The sequence below is a fragment of the Variovorax boronicumulans genome (assembly GCF_030812215.1).
GTDB lineage: Bacteria > Pseudomonadota > Gammaproteobacteria > Burkholderiales > Burkholderiaceae_C > Variovorax > Variovorax boronicumulans_C.
Genome location: NZ_JAUSSG010000012.1, coordinates 92496 through 111352, shown reverse-complemented (window position 1 = coordinate 111352; position 18857 = coordinate 92496). Strand labels below are relative to the sequence as shown.

Annotated in this window: 8 protein-coding genes; 4 read left to right on the top strand and 4 right to left on the bottom strand. The window is 68.2% G+C overall.

The features are described 5' to 3' along the window. Positions 1-8 precede the first annotated feature (8 nt). Positions 9-9566: a non-ribosomal peptide synthetase gene (locus J2W23_RS27420; protein WP_307650998.1), complete on the top strand. Its 9558-nt coding sequence runs from the start codon at positions 9-11 to the stop codon at positions 9564-9566. Continuing rightward, positions 9566-10408 carry a thioesterase domain-containing protein gene (locus J2W23_RS27415; RefSeq protein WP_307650997.1) on the top strand — a complete coding sequence of 281 codons (843 nt, stop codon included), beginning with the start codon at positions 9566-9568 and terminating at the stop codon, positions 10406-10408. The genes J2W23_RS27420 and J2W23_RS27415 overlap by 1 nt, the downstream gene beginning before the upstream one ends. A 105-nt stretch (positions 10409-10513) precedes the next feature. Here J2W23_RS27415 and J2W23_RS27410 read toward each other — a convergent pair whose 3' ends face one another. The 4 genes from J2W23_RS27410 to fhuF form a co-directional block, all read right to left on the bottom strand. After that, on the bottom strand, positions 10514-12664 hold the full coding sequence (locus J2W23_RS27410) for a TonB-dependent siderophore receptor (protein ID WP_307650996.1): 2151 nt from the start codon (positions 12662-12664) through the stop codon (positions 10514-10516). A gap of 121 nt (positions 12665-12785) precedes the next feature. Then, positions 12786-13868 (bottom strand): GNAT family N-acetyltransferase, encoded by a 1083-nt coding sequence (locus tag J2W23_RS27405; protein ID WP_176656162.1) that lies wholly within the window; start codon positions 13866-13868, stop codon positions 12786-12788. Positions 13869-13900: 32 nt separating this feature from the next. Beyond that, positions 13901-14728 (bottom strand): formyltransferase family protein, encoded by an 828-nt coding sequence (locus J2W23_RS27400; protein ID WP_307650995.1) that lies wholly within the window; start codon positions 14726-14728, stop codon positions 13901-13903. A 72-nt stretch (positions 14729-14800) separates the two neighbouring features. Next, positions 14801-15598: a siderophore-iron reductase FhuF gene (fhuF, locus tag J2W23_RS27395; RefSeq protein ID WP_307650994.1), complete on the bottom strand. Its 798-nt coding sequence runs from the start codon at positions 15596-15598 to the stop codon at positions 14801-14803. A gap of 206 nt (positions 15599-15804) precedes the next feature. Between fhuF and J2W23_RS27390 the strand changes: the two genes are divergently transcribed. Then, a complete protein-coding gene (locus J2W23_RS27390; RefSeq protein ID WP_307650993.1) occupies positions 15805-17499 on the top strand; it encodes a cyclic peptide export ABC transporter in 1695 nt (564 codons plus the stop codon). A gap of 50 nt (positions 17500-17549) precedes the next feature. Beyond that, positions 17550-18851 (top strand): lysine N(6)-hydroxylase/L-ornithine N(5)-oxygenase family protein, encoded by a 1302-nt coding sequence (locus J2W23_RS27385; RefSeq protein WP_307650992.1) that lies wholly within the window; start codon positions 17550-17552, stop codon positions 18849-18851. Positions 18852-18857 lie beyond the last annotated feature (6 nt).

Genomic DNA, 18857 nt, shown 5'->3' with positions numbered 1-18857 from the left:
AACGCTTGATGAACGAGACGACGAAGATGCCGAAGGACGCGAACCCCGAAGCCATTGCCGCATGCACGGCACCCGGGGAGGCGGTGGCGATGTCCTTCGCGCAGCAGCAGCTCTGGTTCCTGCAGAACCTGGACCCGCAGCTCACGGCCTACAACCTCCCGCGGGTGTTTCGCATGAAGGGGGCGCTCGACGCCGATGCGCTGGAGCGTGCGTTCCAGGCCCTGGTCGAGCGCCATGCGGTGCTGCGCACGCGCTTCTTCATCCGCGACGGTGCGGCGCTGCAGACGGTGCAGGCAGAAGCCGCCTTCGGCATCGAGCGCATCGATCTGCGGAGCGAGGCGCCCGCGTCGCGCGAGGAAAAGCTCGACGACGTCGTGCGCCGCACCGTCTCCCACGTCTTCGACCTGGACGTGGCGCCGGCGCTGGTGGCGCGGCTGGTTCGGCTGGCCGACGACGAGCATGTGCTTGCCATCTGCCTGCATCACATCGTCTCCGACGCATGGTCGAACCCGATCCTCGCCAAGGACCTGGCCGATGCCTACGCCGCCGCGCTGCGCGCACCCGGCACGGTGCACCTGCCGGCGTTGCCGCTGCAGTATGTGGACTACGCGCGCTGGCAGCGCGAGCGTGCGGCCTCCGGCGCGATGCAGCGCGACCTGGACCACTGGAACGCGCACCTGGGCAGCGAGGTGCCCGCGCTGGAGTTGCCGACCGACCATGCCCGCCCCGAACAGCTGGGCTTCGACGGTGCAGCCACGCACTTCGCGCTCGAGGCACCGCTGTGCGAGGCGCTGCTGAAGTTCTGTCGCGCCGAGCGCAGCACGCCTTTCGTGGTGATGTTTGCCGCCTGGCAGGTGGTGCTCGCGCGCTACAGCGGGCAGTACGACTTCGCGGTGGGCGTGCCTTCGGCAGGGCGGCACCGCGAGGAGCTGCACGGGATGCTGGGTTTCTTCGTCACGACGCAGGTCTTCCGTGCGCGGCTCGCGCCGCAGATGTCGCTGCGCGAAATCTGCCGGCAGGTGCGTGGCGACGTGCTGGCCGCGCTCGACCATGCGGACCTGCCTTTCGACGTGCTGCTCGCGAGCCGCACTGACCGGCGCGAGGCGGGGCGCACGCCGCTGTTCCAGGTGATGTTCGGGCTGCAGATGGAAGACGGCGCCCAGGGGCCCGTCCTGGAGGGCCTCGATGTCAGGCAGATGGAGCGGCCGCACCACAGCGCGAAGTTCGAACTCTCGCTCGATCTGACGATTTCCGGATCGCGCGTGACGGGCCAGCTCGAATACAACACGGCGCTGTACGACCGCACCACCGTCGATCGGATGGCGAAAGCCTATCTGGAGGTGCTGAAGCAGTTCGCGGCCGATGCCGAATGCCGCGTCGGAAATTTCGATCTGCTCGATGCTCCGGATCGCCAGCAGCTGCAGGCGTGGGAGAACGGTGAAAAAGGCGGCCTGGATTTCGAGCCCGTGCATCGGTTCTTTGAACGCCAGGCGTCCGTTCGACCGGATGCGACCGCGCTGGTCTTCGGCGATCAGGCGTTGAGCTACGCCGAACTGAACCGGCGGGCCAATCGCCTGGCCCACCATCTGGCGAGGCGCGGCGTCGGGCCGGAGAGCCTGGTCGGCGTGGCCGTGGAACGGTCGATCGAAATGGTCGTTGCGCTGTTCGCCATCCTGAAGGCCGGTGGCGCCTATGTGCCGTTCGACCCGGAGTATCCCGCGGACCGATGGGCCTACATGCTGGCCGACAGTGGCGTCGAACTGCTCCTCACGCAGAGCCACCTCGTCGAACAGATGTCGACACTGGGGCGGGCGGGCATGTTGCTGCTGGACACGCTGGACACCAGTGCCGAACCGGAGAGCGATCCGAAGATCGCGCTGCATGGCGACAGTCTCGCCTACGTCATCTACACCTCGGGCTCCACCGGCAAGCCGAAGGGGGCAGCCAACAGGCATCGCGCGCTTTGCAGCCGTCTCGTCTGGATGCAGGAGGCGTATCAACTGGGCGAAGGCGATGCGGTGCTGCAGAAGACGCCCTTCAGCTTCGATGTTTCGGTGTGGGAGTTCTTCTGGCCCCTGATGTATGGCGCGCGTCTTGTCGTGGCGAACCCGGGCGATCACCGCGAGCCGGAGCGGCTGGTGGCCCTGATCAGGAAGCATGGGATCGACACCCTGCATTTCGTGCCCTCCATGCTGCAGGCCTTTCTGGCCTATGAAGATGTCGAGGCGTGCACGAGCTTGCGTCGCATCGTTTGCAGTGGCGAAGCCCTGCCTGTCGAAACGCAGAATCGAGCTTTCAAGCGGCTGCCGCAGGCCGCGCTGTACAACCTCTATGGGCCGACCGAGGCCGCGATCGATGTCACGCACTGGACCTGCCGCGACGACGGGCGAGGCCATGTACCGATCGGCCGGCCGATCCATGCGACGCAGGTCCGCGTGCTCGATGCGCAGCTCAATCCCGCACCTGTGGGCGTGGTGGGCGAGCTGTACCTGGGCGGCGTGAACCTTGCGCGAGGGTATTTGAATCGGGCGACCCTGACATCGGAGCGATTCGTTGCCACGGACGGAGGGCAGCGGCTCTACCGGACGGGCGACCTTGCATGCTGGAACGTCGACGGGCAGCTGGAATACCGGGGTCGTACCGATCACCAGGTGAAGGTGCGCGGGTTCCGTATCGAGCTCGGTGAGATCGAAGCGCAGATGCTTGCGCAGGCCGGCGTGCGGGAGGCTGCCGTGGTGGTCAGCGAAGGCCCGGCGGGTGGGCGTCTGGTGGGCTACCTGTCCGTCCATGCGGGGCAGCAAGTCGATGTGGAACAGCTCAAGCTGAAGCTCGGCCAGGTGCTGCCCGACTACATGGTGCCGGGCGTGGTCGTGGTGCTGGAATCCCTGCCGCTGAATGCGAACGGCAAGGTCGACCGGAAGGCGCTGCCCACACCGGAATTTGCCAGCGAGCGCACCTACGAAGCGCCCGAGGGCGATGTGGAGGTCAGGCTCGCCGCGATCTGGGCCGAGGTCCTTGGGGTTCCTCGCGTGGGTCGCAACGACAACTTCTTCGAGCTCGGCGGGCATTCGCTGCTTGCGCTGAGCCTGCTCGAGCGCATGCGCGCGCATGGATGGCGCGTGCAGGTGCGCACGTTGTTCCGCCAGCCTCGCTTCGCGGCCTTCGTGCAGGCATTGGCGCAGGAGCAAGGGGGCACCGAGGTCGTGGTTCCCGAGAACCGCATTCCGATGGGATGCGAGGCGATCCGGCCGGAGATGCTGACCTTGATCGATCTCGACGACAGGCAGATCGAAAGCCTGCAAGCGTCGGTCCTCGGCGGCGCCGCGAACATCCAGGACATCTATCCTCTCGCGCCCCTGCAGCAAGGCATGCTGTTTCACCACATGCTGCAAACCGAAGGCGATGCCTACGTGACGCGGCATGTGCTGAGCTTCGACACGCGGGAACGTCTCGAGCGGTTCATCGAGAGCTTCAACACGATCATCGAACGCCATGACATCCTGCGCACCGCCGTGCTGTGGGAGGGCTTGAAGGAGCCGGTCCAGGTCGTTCAAAGAGAAGCGCGATTGCACCTGCAATGGGCGACGGAAGATCGCGACCTCGCGAGCGGTGCGGAGACGGGGGAGCGCCCTGCGGACCATCGTGTCGATGTGCGGCGCGCACCGATGATTCATGCCACGGGTTCTTTTTCCGCGAGCCGGGAGCGGTGGCAGTTGCAGCTCCTGACCCATCACCTGGTGCTGGATCACACCACGCTCGAGTTGCTCGTGGAGGAGATCGCGCTGGTGCAGCAGGGCCGCCACGCCGAGTTGCCCGAAACCGTGCCTTACAGGCGCTATGTCGCGCAGGCACGCCTTGGCGTGAGCCAGGCCGAGCACGATGCTTTCTTCTCGGAAATGCTCGCGGACGTCCAGGAGCCCACGGCACCCTTCAATCTGCTGAACGTGCAAGGCGACGGCACGGATGCGGAAGAAGCGCGCGAGCCGCTGGATGCCGAACTGGCGCAACAGGTGCGGCGACAGGCGCAACGCCATGGCGTGAGCGCCGCGGCCTTGTTCCATCTCGCCCTGGCCGTGTTGCTGGGCAGGACGACAGGAAAGAACGATGTCGTGTTCGGCACGGTGCTGCTTGGCCGCATGCAGAGCGGCAAGGATGCGGGCCGTGCGCTGGGCATGTTCATCAACACGCTGCCGCTGCGAATCCGGCTGGATGCGCACAGCGCGGAGGATTGCCTGCGGCAGACGCACAAGGCCCTCACGGGCCTCCTGCACCACGAGCACGCCAGCCTGTCGCGCGCACAGCGTTGCAGCGGATTGATCGGCAGCACGCCGTTGTTCTCCGTGCTGTTCAACTACCGCTATACCGAAGCCCTCGAAGGCGAGGTGCCGGCGGCCTGGGAGGGCATGGAGGTGCTCGGCAGCCGGGAGCGGAGCAACTACCCGGTGGCGATCTCGGTGGACGACGAGGGCAAGGGCTTCAAGATCGGCGCGCAGGTCACCGCGGCGGTCGGCGCGCAACGCCTGTGCAGCCTGATGACCGAGGCGATCCGCGGCCTGGTTGCGGCGCTGACCTTGAGCCCCGCCACGCGCGTGGGCACGCTGCAGGTGGTGCCGGCCGACGAACTGGCGCTGCTCAAGCAATGGGGCGAGAACCCACATGAGCAGGCCGCCGCACCCGTCGATGCGAATGAGGTGCGCGCGGTGCACCGGCGCTTCGAGGCGCAGGCAGAGGCACAGCCCGATGCCGTGGCGGTGATCTTCGGCGACGAGGCACTGGCCTATGGCGCGCTCAACGCGCGCGCCAACCGCCTCGCGCACCGGTTGATCGCACGGGGCGTGAAGCCCGAGACGCGCGTGGGCATCGCGCTCGAGCGCTCGTTCGAGATGGTGGTGAGCATCCTCGCGGTGCTGAAGGCCGGTGGCGCCTATGTGCCGATGGACCCGGAGTACCCGGTCGACCGGCTGGCCTACATGGTGCAGGACAGCGGCATCGGCCTGCTGCTCACCAGCGAAGCCCTGGCCGGACGCATGCCGCGGCCCGAGGGTGAGCACTGTGTGCTCCTCGTCGACCGCGAAGACCTGTCGGGCGAGCGCAGCGACAACCCCGGCGTGCCGCTGCACGACCACAGCCTGGCCTATGTGATCTACACCTCCGGCTCCACCGGCAAGCCCAAGGGCGTGAGCGTGATGCACGGGCCTTTCGACATGCATTGCCGCGACACGGCGGTGCTCTATGAAATGGGGCCGCATTCGCGCGAGCTGCATTTCCTCTCGTTCGCCTTCGACGGCGCCCACGAGCGGCTGCACACGGCGCTGGGTTGCGGCGCCAGCCTGGTGGTGCGCGACGACTCGCTCTGGACGCCCGAGCAGACGCTGGCGGCAATGCAGCGCCATGGCGTGACCAACGCCGGCTTCCCGCCGGTGTACCTGCGCGAGCTGGCCAAGGAGGCGCGCGACAGCGGGCAGTGCCCGCCGATCCACCTGTATTCGTTCGGCGGCGAGGCGATGCCGCGGGACGGCTTCGAGGCGGTGTGCCGCTACCTCAAACCGAAGATCCTGATCAACGGCTACGGTCCCACCGAAGCGGTGGTGACGCCGATGCTCTGGAAGGTGGGGGCGGACGAGCGCTGCGTGCCGGGCTATGCGCCCATCGGGCGGCCGGTCGGCGAACGCAGCGCGCATGTGCTGGACGCCGACATGAACCTCGTGCCGCGCGGCGTGCCCGGCGAGCTGTACCTGGGCGGCGCCGGTCTCGCGCGCGGCTACCTGCAACGCGCGGGCCTCACGGCCGAACGCTTCGTGGCCGATCCCTTCGGCGCGCCGGGTGGGCGCCTCTACCGCACGGGCGACCTCGTGCAATGGAGCGAGGACGGCCAGCTCGAGTACCTGGGCCGCATCGATCACCAGGTGAAGGTGCGGGGCTTCCGCATCGAGCTCGGCGAGATCGAGGCGCAACTGCTGCAGCAGCCCGGCGTGCGCCAGGCGGTGGTGGTGGCCGCCGAGGGGCAGGGCGGTGCGCGGCTCGTGGGCTATGTGGGTGCGGGCGAGGGGCTCGACGTGCCGCGCCTCAGGCAGGCACTGGGCGAAGCGTTGCCCGACTACATGGTGCCCGGAACCATCGTCGTGCTGGACAAGCTGCCGCTCAACGCCAACGGCAAGATCGACCGCAAGGCGCTGCCTACGCCCGAGGCGGCCGGCGCCGACGCGCCGTACGAGGCGCCGCAAGGCGAGGTCGAGGCCGCGCTCGCACAGAGCTGGGTCGAGGTGCTGGGCGTGGCGCGCGTGGGCCGCCAGGACAACTTCTTCGAACTCGGCGGCGATTCGATCCTGAGCCTGCAGATCGTGGCGCGCATGCGCAAGGCGGGCTGGCGCATCACGCCGCGGCAACTCTTCGAGCGCCAGACGGTGGCGCTGCTGGCCACGGTGGCCGAGGCGGTGCAGGCTGGGGCGCAGCGCCCCGCGAGCCTGCTCGAGGGCGAGGTGCCGCTGCTGCCGATCCAGGCCGACTTTCTGGGCGCGAAGCTGCCGGTGCCGAGCCACTGGAACCAGTCGGTGCTGTTGCAGCCCCGCACGCCGGTGGCGCTGGCAACGCTTCGCAAGGCCCTGGAGGCGGTGATCGCGCACCACGACGCTTTCAGGCTGCGTTTCGACCGCAACGCCGAAGGCCGATGGACGCAGCGCTACGGCACGAGCGCGCACCATCCGGCGCACGAACTGCTCTGGGTACGGCAGGCCCGCGACGCAGTGCAGATCGAGGCGCTGTGCGACGAAGCCCAGCGCAGCCTGGACATCGCGCACGGCCCGTTGCTGCGCGCGCTGGCGATCGAGGTCGAGGACGGCAGCCAGCGGCTGCTGCTCGCGGTCCATCACCTCGCGGTGGACGGCGTCTCGTGGCGCATCCTGCTCGAAGACCTCGGCACGGCTTGCGCGCAGCTGCTGCGCGGCGAGGCCGTCGTGTTGCCGGAGAAGACCAGCAGCTACAAGGACTGGTCGCAGGCGCTGCAGGCCCACGCCGCGCAACTGGCGCAGGACGAGCGCGAACGCGCGCACTGGCAGGCGCTGGCCGAAGTGCCCGCGCAGCTGCCGTGCGATCGCCCGCAAGGCGCCGCCACCACGGCCGAGCAGGCCAGCGTGGAACTGCGGCTGGACAAGGCCGCGACCGAGGCGCTGCTCAAGGACGCGCCCGCGGCCTACCGCACGCAGGTCAACGACATCCTGCTGACGGCGTTGGGCCGCTCACTGTGCGCGTGGAGCGGGCACGAGCGAATCCTGGTCGACCTCGAAGGGCACGGCCGCGAAGACCTGTTCGACGGCATCGACCTGACGCGCACCGTGGGCTGGTTCACCAGCGCGTTCCCGGTAGCCCTCGCGCCGATGGGCGAGCCGGGTGCCGCGCTCATGCGGGTGAAGGAAAGCCTGCGCGACATCCCGGGCAAGGGGCTGGGCTTCGGCCTGCTGCGCCAGCGCGGGAATGTGGGGGATGTGGGGGACGTGGGCACTGCGGCGCATGCACAGGTGGTCTTCAACTACCTTGGCCAGTTCGATGGCGACTTCGACGCGGACGCGCTGTGGACCCTCGCGGCCGAAGGCATGGGCGTGGCCGTGAACGAAGGCGCGCCGATGGGCCACGAGTTCCAGGTCAGCGGCCAGGTGTATGCGGGCGAGCTCGCATTGCGCGTGATGTACAGCCGCGCGCGGCACGATGCGGCGAGCGTGCAGGGATGGGTCAACCGCTTCAGGCAGGAACTGCTCGCGCTGATCGCGCACTGCACGAGCGGCCTCGCGGATGCGCAGGGCGTGACGCCGAGCGACTTTCCGCTCGCGGCCCTGGAGGCTGGCGCGCTCGATGCGCTGGTCGCGAGGTTGCCCGAGGCCGCGACGCAGATCGAGAACATCCATCCGCTCGCGCCGGGCCAGCAGGGCATGCTGTTCGAAAGCTCGATCGCACCGGGCACCGAGATCAATGTCGTGCAGACGCTGGTGCACATGGTGGACCTCGACCCGGACCGGCTGAAGTCGGCCTGGCAGTCCACGGTGGCGCGCCATGCCGCGCTGCGCAGCGGTTTCCACTGGCTGCCGCAGGGCGAGCCGATGCAGGTGGTGCTGCGGCAGCTCGAGGCGCCGGTGCAGCTGCTCGACTGGCGCAGCCGGCACCGCGACGAAGCGGCGCTGGAAGAAGCCTGGGATGCGCTGTGCGAGGAGGAGCGCCTGCGCGGCTTCGACATGGCGCGTCCGCCGCTCGCGCGCTGGGTGGCGGTGCGCGTGGGCGACAACGCCTGGCGGCTGGCCTGGACCTGGCACCACATCCTGTTCGACGGCTGGAGTGTGTCGCGCGTGATGGGCGAGCTGTTCGCGCTGTACGCCGGCCAGAAGGTGACCTCGCCGCTGCAGCCGTATGCCGATTTCGTTGCCGCCGTGCGAAGTGGGCGCGATGCGAAGGACGAGGAGAAGACGTACTGGCAGGACTGCTACGCGGACATCGGCAGCAAACCGACGCTGCTGTGCGGCGTGCCGCTCCAGCGCTGGGCGGCGGGTGGCTGCGACAGCCGCCGCGTGGTGCTCGATGCCTCCACCACGCGCGCGCTGCGCGCCATGGCGCAGGCCGAGCAGGTGACGCTCAACACGCTGGTGCAGGCCGCCTGGGCGCTGCTGCTGATGCAGCGCACCGGCCGCGAGGGCGTGTGCTTCGGCGTCACGATGTCGGGTCGCTCGTTCGAGATGCGCGGCATCGACGATGTGGTGGGGCTGTGCGTCAACAGCCTGCCGCTCATGCTGCGCCCCGACGGTGCGATGGGCGTGGGCGCATGGCTGCGGCAGATCGTCTCGGCCAACCTCGCGCTGCGCCAGCGCGAACATGCGCCGCTGCCGCGCGTGCAGGGCTGGCTCGGCACGCCGGGGCAGCCGCTGTACGACACGCTGGTGATCTTCGAGAACTATCCGGTGGACGAGGCGATCTCGCGCGGCGCGGGACCGAGCCTCGGCATCCAGGCCTCGTCGGGCCGCGGCACCTTGGGCGTGCCGCTGGTGCTGATCGTCGAGACCAAGGACGAGGAGATGTGGCTGAGCTTCGAGCATGCGCGCGGGGTGTTCGAGCCCGCAGGCATCGCCGGGCTGGCCGCGCAGATGGAAGGGCTGGTGAAAGCGCTGCTTCAGGGCGCGGGCCGCTCGGTGGCATCGCTGCTGGAGTCGCCGGTGGCCGACGGGTCTGCGTTGACGCGCGCGCCGGTGCGCGATGCCGCTGCAAGCGCATCGCGCAGGGTCCTGCCGGCTGTCGCGTTCGCGGCGCTGGCCGAGACATGGCGCGGCGTGCTTTCGGCGCCCGCCACGCCGCCGCGCGCGCATTTCTTCGAGCTCGGCGGCGATTCGCTGCGGGCCGCGCGCCTGGTCGTGCAATGGAACGAGCGCGTCGACCGCGAACGCTTGCCCGCTGCGCGGATGCAGCTGCGCGACGTGTTCGAACATCCCGTGCTCGATGAGCTGGCCGCCGCCCTGTGCCTGCCGGCGAATCGGGCCGATTTCGACGAGGGCCGCGGCGCGCCCCTGGTCACCCTGGAGGAAAGTCTTTGATGACGCAGCAACCACACCCTGTCTTCGACGAAGCCGCGACTGCGGCATCCGCGCCCGTCGCGCTCTATGCCTTTCCCGCCCGCGCCTGGAAGCGCGACGAGTACGCGGCGCTGCAGGACGCGGTGCCCGTGCTCACCGTTGTCAGCGAACCCGGCAGCGAAGCGGCATGGGCCGGCGATTCGGTGGAGGCGATGGCCGAGCGCCATGCGCGGGCCATCGCATCGCGCGAAGAGGCGAAGGGACGGCCCATCGCGCTGTTCGGATGGTCGGTGGGCGCGCTCGTGGGGCTCGAGGTCGCCCGCCTGCTGCGCGAACGCTTCGACATCGCGTGGGTCGGCGCCGTCGACATCGCGGCCTTTCCGCAGATGCGCGCGGCGCTCGCTGGCGCACCGGCGCTCGATGCCGCGGAGCGCGAGCCGCTGGACGCCTCGCTGCAGCAGTGGCTGGCACGTTCGGCCATGCGCGGTCTCTGGCAGCAGACGCTGGGCCGCATGGCGCGCGCGCAGCACGACATGTTCCTTCGCGAGGTGGTGCGTGCCTACGGTGCGGCGCTGCCGGCCGACGGCCCGGCCGCGGGTTCGCAGGAGCACACGCTCTGGAGCCGCGTCAACTGCCTGCGGCTGGGCATCGCGCATGTGGCGGCCGATGAAGCACCCGCACCGGTGCGCTGGTGGATGTCGCAGGAGATGTCGGCGAGCCCGGGTGTGCGCACCGAGGGCGTCGAGGTGATTGCGGGCAGCGACCACATCGGGGTGCTGGCCGATCGTGCGCTGCATGCGGCCGTGCTGCGCGAACTCGAAGCGGTGGAGACGAGAGAAACGCGGGCAGGGGTTCGGGTCTAGCCTGCCTGCAAGTCAAAAAAAGAACAGGCCACGTGGCGCCCGATGGCACCACGTGGCCTGTGTCGTTTCAGGACCGGATGCCGGCTTGCGCCGGCACCTTCGATCTCAGAACTGGTACTTGGCGCTCGCGACCACTGCGCGGTCGTTGCCCGGGTAGTAGCCGCCAAAGGCACGCGATGCGGTGTACTTGCGGTTGGCCAGGTTGGTGGCGGTCAGCGAGAAGCGCCACGGGCCCTGGCGGTAGTGCACGGTCGCATCCAGCAGCGTGACACCGCCTTCGGCGTCGGTGTTGGTCACGTTGTTGTAGCGGCGGCCGATGTAGCGCAAGCCCCCGCCCACGCCCCAGCCGTTGTTCAGCGTGTAGTCGAGCCACAGCGACGCGGTCTGCTTGGGCACCTGGATCGGCGTGTTGCCCAGCTCGTTGGTGTCCAGGCTCTGGATCACCTTCATGTCGAGCCAGGTGTAGGAGGCCGTGAGGTTCAGGTTGCGCGCGATTTCGGACTTGCCTTCCAGCTCGATGCCGCGTGAGCGGATGCGACCGATCTGGCGGCTTTCGAAGGTCCGCTGGTCGGTGGTGACGACATTCGACTTGCGCACGTCGAACACGGCGGCCGTGAACAGCGAGCGCGAACCTTCGGGCTGGAACTTCACGCCGGCTTCCCATTGCTTGCCGCGGCTCGGGCGCAGCGGCTGGCTGTTGGCGTCCACGCCGATGGTCGGCAGGAACGATTCGCCATAGCTGACGTAGGGTGCCCAGCCATTGGGGAACAGGTAGGTCAAACCCGCGCGGCCGCTGAACTGGTTGTCGGTCTGCGAGGTGGCCTTGCCGGCCAGGCGATCGAATGCGTCGGTCTTTACATGGTCCTGGCGGCCGCTGAGCGTGACGACCCAGCGGTCGGCGATCTTGATCTGGTCCTGCAGGTAGACGCCGAGCTGCTCGGTGGTCTGCGAGTTGTTCTGGGTGAGGCGCGTGGGCTCGGCAACGGGCCGGCCGTACACCGGGAAGAGCAGGTCGATACTCGGCGCGGGGCCGGTGAGGGTACGCACCGAGTAGTTGTTGCGGCTCCAGTCGACGCCGAACAGCAGCGTGTGCTCGACGATGCCGGTGCGCACGCGGCCTTGCAGGTTGGTGTCGGCCGTCAGCTGGTGGACGCGCTCGGGGTCGTAGCGCGCGGTGCGCGAGAGCGTGCGGCCGTCGGCCTGCAGGGCAGTGCGCATGTGGTGCTTGTCGGTGTCGAAGTCGATGAAGCGTACGTTCTGGCGCACTGTCCAGTTGTCGTTGAAGTGGTGCTCGAACATGTAGCCGAGCGCGTTCTGCTTCTGCTCGATCCAGCTGTAGCGCGGCTCGCCTTCCTTCACCCACGTGGGCACGCCCTTGGGGCCGACCACGTAGCCGGTGTCGTCGCCGGCCTTGCTCTGCAGGAACTCGGCCAGCAAGGTGAACGAGGTCGCTGCCGAGGGCTGCCAGCGCAACGAGGGTGCGAGGTAGTCGCGCTTGACCTTCACGGCCTCGCCGTTCGGATAGATTTCCTGGGTGTTGCTGTCGTGCGCGACGCCCACGAGGCGGTAGGTCAGCGTGTCGCTGATCGCGCCGCCGAGGTCCACGCCCAGTTGCTTGCGACCGAAGCTGCCCAGCTGTACTTCGACTTCGCGCACGGCCGTGGCGCTGGGCAGCTTGCTCACGCGGTTGACGATGCCGCCCGCATCGGACTGGCCGTAGGCCACCGAGGCCGGGCCGCGCAGCACTTCGACGCGCTCCAGGCCGTAGGGCTCGGTCAGCATGCCGGCCGGCAGGGACAGCCCATCGCGGTACATCGTATTGGTCGTGTCGAAGCCGCGCAGCAGCAGCCAGTCGATGCCGCGGGCGTCATAGCCCCAGTTGCCGGCGGCCACGCCCGGCGTGTAGCGCACGGCTTCCATGATGTTCTGCACCCCGCGTGCGTCGAGTTCTTCGCGGCCGATCACCGAGATGGACTGGGGCGTCTCGATCAGCGGCGTATCGGTCTTCGTGCCCGTCGCACTGCGGCGTGCCACGTAGCCCTGCACCGGACCGTTCGCGGTTTCGGGCTCGTCGCGCACGGTGACTGTCGGAAGCGCATTGCCAGTCGAATCGGGTACCGAGGCGGAAGTCGAGGGCTGGGTCGACTGCTGTCCCTGGGCCGATGCGGCGAGGCTCCAGAACGCTGTGGCGGTTCCGAAGGCAGCCACGAGCGAAGCGTTCAGCAGGCGCTGCCGGGGCAGGGGAAGAGGGCGCATGAAAAGGACTTCCAAATAGTTAGGACGGCGGATTTTAATGAGAATGGTTCTTATTTTGGTACCGCTTTTTTCAACGCCAGTGGTATCTCGACAACAAATCCTTAGCCCTTTTAACTACAGGTCATGCGGTATGCGCCGCCGCTTCCTGTGCGCGCGGCAGCCACAGCGCATCGCAGAAGTAGTGTTCCCGCAGCATCACCACCAGCTGTGCGCGCTTGTGCGGAAGATTGAACTCCTTGAGCTTTGCGTAGCCGGACTTGTCGAGGTTGCGGATCTGCTGCACGTGGTCGATGCGCGGCTCGCCAACGGCGCGCTGCGTGCGCGGATCGCACAGGAAGATGTAGTGCGAGATCGAGGTGAGCCACGCGGTCGCGTAGGCCTTGCCGCGCACTGCGGGGTCGCCGACCAGCACATGCCATCCGCGGTCGTAGTCCTGCACGTCGTAGAAGGGGGCGATGCGGCTTTCCTTGGCCCAGTACATCTCGAAGTACGCGAAGGGTTCGCCGTCGAAGCTCGCGATCATCGAATACATGTGCGGGTCGCGGTCGATGGCCGTGAGGTAGGCGCGGTGCTTGTCGAGGTCGCCTTCCTCCTCCCAGATCTTCGCCACGTCGGGGTCGTTCATCCAGCGGTTGAACATCGGCAGGTCGCGCTCGAAGTCGATGCTGCGGAACGAGAAGGTCTTGCCGAGCCAGGGAATGAACCGCTGGTAGAGCATGCCGCGCGGCTTGGGCGGGCGGCGCGGGTGGTACTTGCCGTTGGTCAGCGCGAACTGCTGCGCCATCGGCGCGTGCACGGTGGGCAGCCAGAGCCCCGGCTGCTGCCACAGCTGTTCGCTGAAGGCCTGCATCTGCCCGTCTTTTCCCGGCAGCAGCACGCCGGCGTGTGCGAGCTCGCCGAAGCGATCCGCGCTCGCGAGCGTGACGGCCTTGTGCTGGGGATGGTGTGCAAAAAAGGCCTCGAGCGCTGCAAGCACATGCGGCGTTGCATAGGCGGCGTCGCCTTCGACCTGCGTGAGCACCTTGTCCGCGCCGGCATCGTCGAGCTTCCATTGCGACAGCGACCCGGTCGTCCGGTTGCGCACCATGAAGGCGCGTCCGTCGAACGCGACTTCGTGCGCCACGCCGTCGGCGTAGGAGATCAGCGGTGCGCCCGCGCGCGGGTCGGCGGCGGCCGTGGGCCGGGTGGTGGTGGCAGTAGTCATGTGTCTCCTGGGGTGGACCGCGCCGGGCGGTCTCAGAGGTGAGGGGCCAGCAGGGCCAGGCCCTGGTGAAGCGCCGGGAAAAGGCTGCGGTTGAAGTTGTTCCAGCGCAGCTCGAGGATCGAGTCGTCCGGTGCGATGTCGGTGCCGAGCACGTCGTAGATGACTTCGCCCGAATCGATGCCGTTGTCCACGTAGTGCAGCGATGCACCGGTCTTCAGGACCGGCGTCGTGGGCGCCTTGGCCATGGTCTGCCAGTCCACCACCTTCTGGCCCTGCGCGCCGTGCAGCGCGTCGAGCGTGGCGTAGGCGCCGCGGCGCTGGAAGGGCGATTCGAGCCGCGTGATGCCCGGATGGATATTGACGATCTTGCGGTAGAAGCGGCTGCCGGGCCGCACCAGCTCATCCAGGATGACCAGCAGCCCGTCGAGCACGACCGCATCGGCGCGCAGCGTGAGCAGCTTGTCCAGCAGCGCGCGCTCGAAGGCGTTCTTGCCTGCGGTGCGCTCGGGCGCGTTCAGCGGCAGGCGGCGGTAGGCGGAGGGCACCGGGTGCAGCATTTCCCGCAGCAGCCTGCCCTGGGCGCGCAGGTCCGGCGGAAAGATCCATTTCCTGTCGGCGCTCCAGGCAAAGCCGTAGTCCGCGAGCGCCGCCTGGTCGCGCGGCGATTGCGCGTCGTCGTCGAAGACGATGCCCTCCAGCGAATAGGCATCGCCCAGCGGCGTGCCATCGAGCGCCTCGGCGAGGTACTCGAGCGGGGACTTCATGTAGCGGGGTTCACCCTTGTAGTCGATGAACTGGCCTGCCTTGTCGGCGGCGGCATTTCTCAGCGAGAGGATGTAGACGAGCTTTGCCTTGGGCATAGGTGTGGGATGAATGGTTTGAGATCTCTCCTGGGAAGACGAAGTACCCGGCGATCTGTTCATCCGCGCGTCTCACCCGTGGCTTTCCTGCGTTTGCTGCGCTGCTTCCTCGACCCCATCCTTGCGGTTCTGGGGCGCCAGGGGGCACGCGCCGCAGTAGCCCTCGCCGGGCAGCAGGTGATAGAGGCAGCACTGCCGGTGCAGCCTCAAGGGGATGTCTCGGCCTTCATGCCGCCGCGTCACCTCGCGCCGGGTGCCATGCAGCGGATTGGCGCCGGTGCCCGCGCCCGGCCACTCGGCTTCGTATAGCAGCCAGGTTCGGTCCTGTGCGATGCCGGCCGATCCGCCGGTCAGCTGCAGGCCCTGGTCGAGGATGGGTTCGAGATGGCGTGACACGTTGCCCCAGAGGATCTTCGGCGCGATCCGCGCGAGCCCGGCGAGCGCGTCGAAGAGCGGCGCGAGGTGCTCCCGCAGCAGCGGCGCGTAGCGCTCGGCGGTCGAAGCGCCACGCCGCGATTCGCCCAGCTCGACAATGTGGAAGTCGACCACGTCGCCGTTGCCATCGAGCCGCACCCACGTTTGCTCCGCCGAGAGCGGAAACACATGGTGCAGCATGCTCGCCGCAGCCACGACCGGAGGCAGCAGCACCTCGGCGTATCGCAGAGTCCAGGCGGAAGCCACCGCCCGCTGATCCGCATCGCCGTGGCGCCTGAAGCGTGCGTGCGTGCGCAGCACCTCCGCAAGGCGCGAGCCGGGCTGCAGCAGGTCGGCCACGCGCACCGCGCCGGGTGGCGGCGTGCGTGCGCACTGAAGCCCTTCGCCGAGATGCGCGAGCTCGCCCCGGAAGATCGGTGCCAGCAGCGGAATCATGGGCCGGCCCCGCGGAGGGCCGCGAAGCGTCGCTCGGGGTGCATTCCTTCCAGACGTGCGAGCGCCTCGCATGTTCACCGGCGCGGCGCGAAAAAGCCTCCCGCCCGGCGCCTCGCATGAACATCGGCCGCGCCCGCTCGTCTATGCAAGGGACGGCATCGCGCCGCATGAACGCAATCGCCCCGATGGGCGGAAAGATTCCTTGCATGACATCTCCCAGTGCTACTGGCGCCGGCAGCGGCAATCGCGCGGAGGTCGCGCGCCTGCTGAAGCCCTTTTATCCGTGGATCCTGTTGTCCATCGTCACGGGCGTCTTCGCGGGCGTGGCCACAGTCGCCCTGCTGCGCACCATCAACCAGGTGCTCAACCAGCAGGGCAGCATGGCCGGCGGGCTGTTGCTGACCTTCATCGGGCTGTGCCTGGTGGCGCTGTTCGGCCGCATGGCGTCGGACATCTCCACCAACTTCGTGGGCCAGAAGCTGGTGGCCCAGGTGCGCAAGAGCCTCGCGCAGAAGATCCTCTCGGCACCCATCGACGCGCTGGAGCGCTACCGCACCCACCGCCTCATGCCCGTGCTGTCGCAGGACGTGGACATGATCAGCGACGCCGCCTTCGTGCTGTCCACCGCGCTCATCGCGGTGGCGGTCGCGCTGGGCTGCCTGGCCTACCTGGCGTGGCTTTCGCTGCCGCTCTTCTGCCTGCTGTTCGTGGCGCTGGTGCTGGGCGCCACCTTCCAGACCGTGGCGCAGACCCGCGCCGAGGTCGGTTTCTGGAAGGCGCGAGAGCACGAGGACCAGTTGCACAAGGCCTACCAGGCGATCAGCGAAGGCGCCAAGGAACTGCGCATGCACCGCGACCGTCGCACCCGCATGTTCGGCGGCCAGATCGAGCGCATCGTCGACAGCATCCGCAGCGTCAACAGCCGCGCCATCAACGTCTTCGTGCTGGCCACTTCGTTCGGCTCGGCCATGTTCTTCCTGCTGATCGCGCTGATCCTGGGCTGGGCCGCGTTCCGCACCACCGAGCCCGTGGTGCTCAGCGGCTTCGTGCTGGTGCTGCTGTTCCTGAAGGGGCCGATCGACCAGATCGCGCGTTCGCTGCCCAACGTGGGCCGCGCCAAGATCGCCTTCATGCGTATCGCCGACCTGTCGGCGCGCTTCGCAAGCCCGGAGCCGCACTTGCACCTGGAGCGCGCGGGTGGGCCGCAGAGCCTGTCGGAGGGCATCGGCATGCGCGGCGTGCACTACGCCTTCGACGCGCCCGATGGCGGCGAGCCCTTCGTGCTCGGCCCCATCGACCTGCAACTGCGCCGCGGCGAGATGGTGTTCGTGGTGGGCGACAACGGCTCCGGCAAGACCACGCTCATCAAGCTGCTGCTGGGCCTCTATGCACCGCAGCAGGGCGAGGTGCTGCGCGACGGCGCGGTCGTCACGCCGCAGGCGCGCGATGACTACCGCCAGCTCTTTACCACCGTGTTCTCCGACTTCTACCTGTTCGAGGACCTCGCCGGCGACGGCAAGGGCGAGGGCACCCACGGACTGCCGCAGGCCGCGCTGCCCTACCTGCAGCGCCTGGAAATCGCCCACAAGGTGAGCATCAAGGACGGCTCCTTCAGCACCGTCGACCTGTCGACCGGCCAGCGCAAGCGGCTCGCACTGGTGCACGCCTATCTCGAAGGCCGGCCGGTGCTGGTGTTCGACGAATGGGCGGCCGACCAGGACCCGACCTTCCGCCATCTCTTCTACACGGAGCTGTTGCCCGAGTTGCGCGCCAAGGGCCACCTGCTGGTGGTCATCTCGCACGACGACCGCTACTTCCACCTGGCCGACCGCGTGATCACCATGAAGGCCGGACGCATTGCAGAAGACCGGGCGCGCGCCCCGGCGAGCCTCGCCGCGTGAAGACCCGCGCCTTTTCGATCGCATCCAACACACACAGGAGTTGACATCCCATGCAGCACATCCATGACCTGATCGGGATCGGGTTCGGCCCGTCGAACGTCGCGCTGGCCATCGCACTTGACGAGAAGCGCCATGGCGGCAAGCCGTTGGACGCCCTGTTCATCGAACGGCAACCCAGCTTCGCCTGGCATCCGCACATGCTGCTGGACCAGGCGCACATGCAGATCTCGTTCCTGAAGGACCTGGCGACGCTGCGCAATCCCACCAGCCGCTTCACCTTCGTGAACTACCTGCACGAACAGGGCCGGTTGACGGACTTCATCAACCTCAAGAGCTTTTTCCCGAGCCGCCACGAGTTCAACGACTACCTCGGCTGGGCCGCGGGCCAGTTCGAGGAAGCCTGCCGCTACGGCGAAGAAGTGTTCGAGGTGCTGCCCGAGAAGCAGGGCGGCGAGGTGTCGCTCTTGCGCGTGCGCTCGCGCACGGCCGATGGCCGTGTGCAGGAGCGCCTTGCGCGCAACCTGGTGGTGAGCATCGGCGGCGTGCCCAACATTCCCGAAGGCTTTCGCGCCCTGCGCGACGATCCGCGCGTGTTCCATTCGAGCAGCTACCTGAAGGACATGGCGCAGCATCCGCAGGCACGCCGCGTCGCCATCGTCGGCGCGGGCCAGAGCGCGGCGGAGATCTTCATGGACCTGCAGGGGCGCCCCGGCGCGCCGCAGGTCGACCTCATCATGCGTGCGCGCTCGATCCGCCCCTCGGACGACAGCCCCTTCGTCAACGAAGTCTTCAACGCCGACTTCACCGACTACATGTTCAGCCGCGACAGCGACGTGCGCGCCGCGCTCCTGGACGAGTTCTCGCAGACCAACTACGCGGTGGCCGACCTCGACCTGATCCAGCAGATCTACAAGGTCTTCTACGACCAGAAGGTGGCGCGCAGCTCGCGCCTGCGCATGCTGCGCCAGCACGAGGTGCGGGCGGTGCGCGCCGCACAGGACGGCGTCCACCTCACGCTGCTCGACCGCGACGTGGAACGCGAAAGCACCGTGCGCTACGACGCCGTGGTGCTCGCCACTGGCTATGCGCGCGACCAGCACAAGGACCTGCTGGAGCCGCTCTCGCCCTACATCGGCAACTACGACGTCGATCGCTACTACCGCCTGAAGGCCACGCCCGACTTCCATCCGGGCATCTACCTGCAGGGCGCGTGCGAAGACAGCCATGGCCTGAGCGACACGCTGCTGTCCGTGACCTCCGTTCGCACGGGCGAGATCGGCAACGCGCTGCTCGCCGCCCAGTCCCGCGCACGCAGCGCCGTGCGCGATGCGTCGCAGGTCGTCCAGATATAGATGGAT

What these genes read in the sequence shown, in the direction of transcription:
- J2W23_RS27420 (WP_307650998.1), top strand. Translation starts at nt 9, where the DNA reads ATGAACGAGACGACGAAGATGCCGAAGGACGCGAACCCCGAAGCCATT.
- J2W23_RS27405 (WP_176656162.1), bottom strand. Translation starts at nt 13,868, where the DNA reads ATGACTACTGCCACCACCACCCGGCCCACGGCCGCCGCCGACCCGCGC.
- J2W23_RS27410 (WP_307650996.1), bottom strand. Translation starts at nt 12,664, where the DNA reads ATGCGCCCTCTTCCCCTGCCCCGGCAGCGCCTGCTGAACGCTTCGCTC.
- J2W23_RS27390 (WP_307650993.1), top strand. Translation starts at nt 15,805, where the DNA reads ATGACATCTCCCAGTGCTACTGGCGCCGGCAGCGGCAATCGCGCGGAG.
- fhuF (WP_307650994.1), bottom strand. Translation starts at nt 15,598, where the DNA reads ATGATTCCGCTGCTGGCACCGATCTTCCGGGGCGAGCTCGCGCATCTC.
- J2W23_RS27400 (WP_307650995.1), bottom strand. Translation starts at nt 14,728, where the DNA reads ATGCCCAAGGCAAAGCTCGTCTACATCCTCTCGCTGAGAAATGCCGCC.
- J2W23_RS27385 (WP_307650992.1), top strand. Translation starts at nt 17,550, where the DNA reads ATGCAGCACATCCATGACCTGATCGGGATCGGGTTCGGCCCGTCGAAC.
- J2W23_RS27415 (WP_307650997.1), top strand. Translation starts at nt 9,566, where the DNA reads ATGACGCAGCAACCACACCCTGTCTTCGACGAAGCCGCGACTGCGGCA.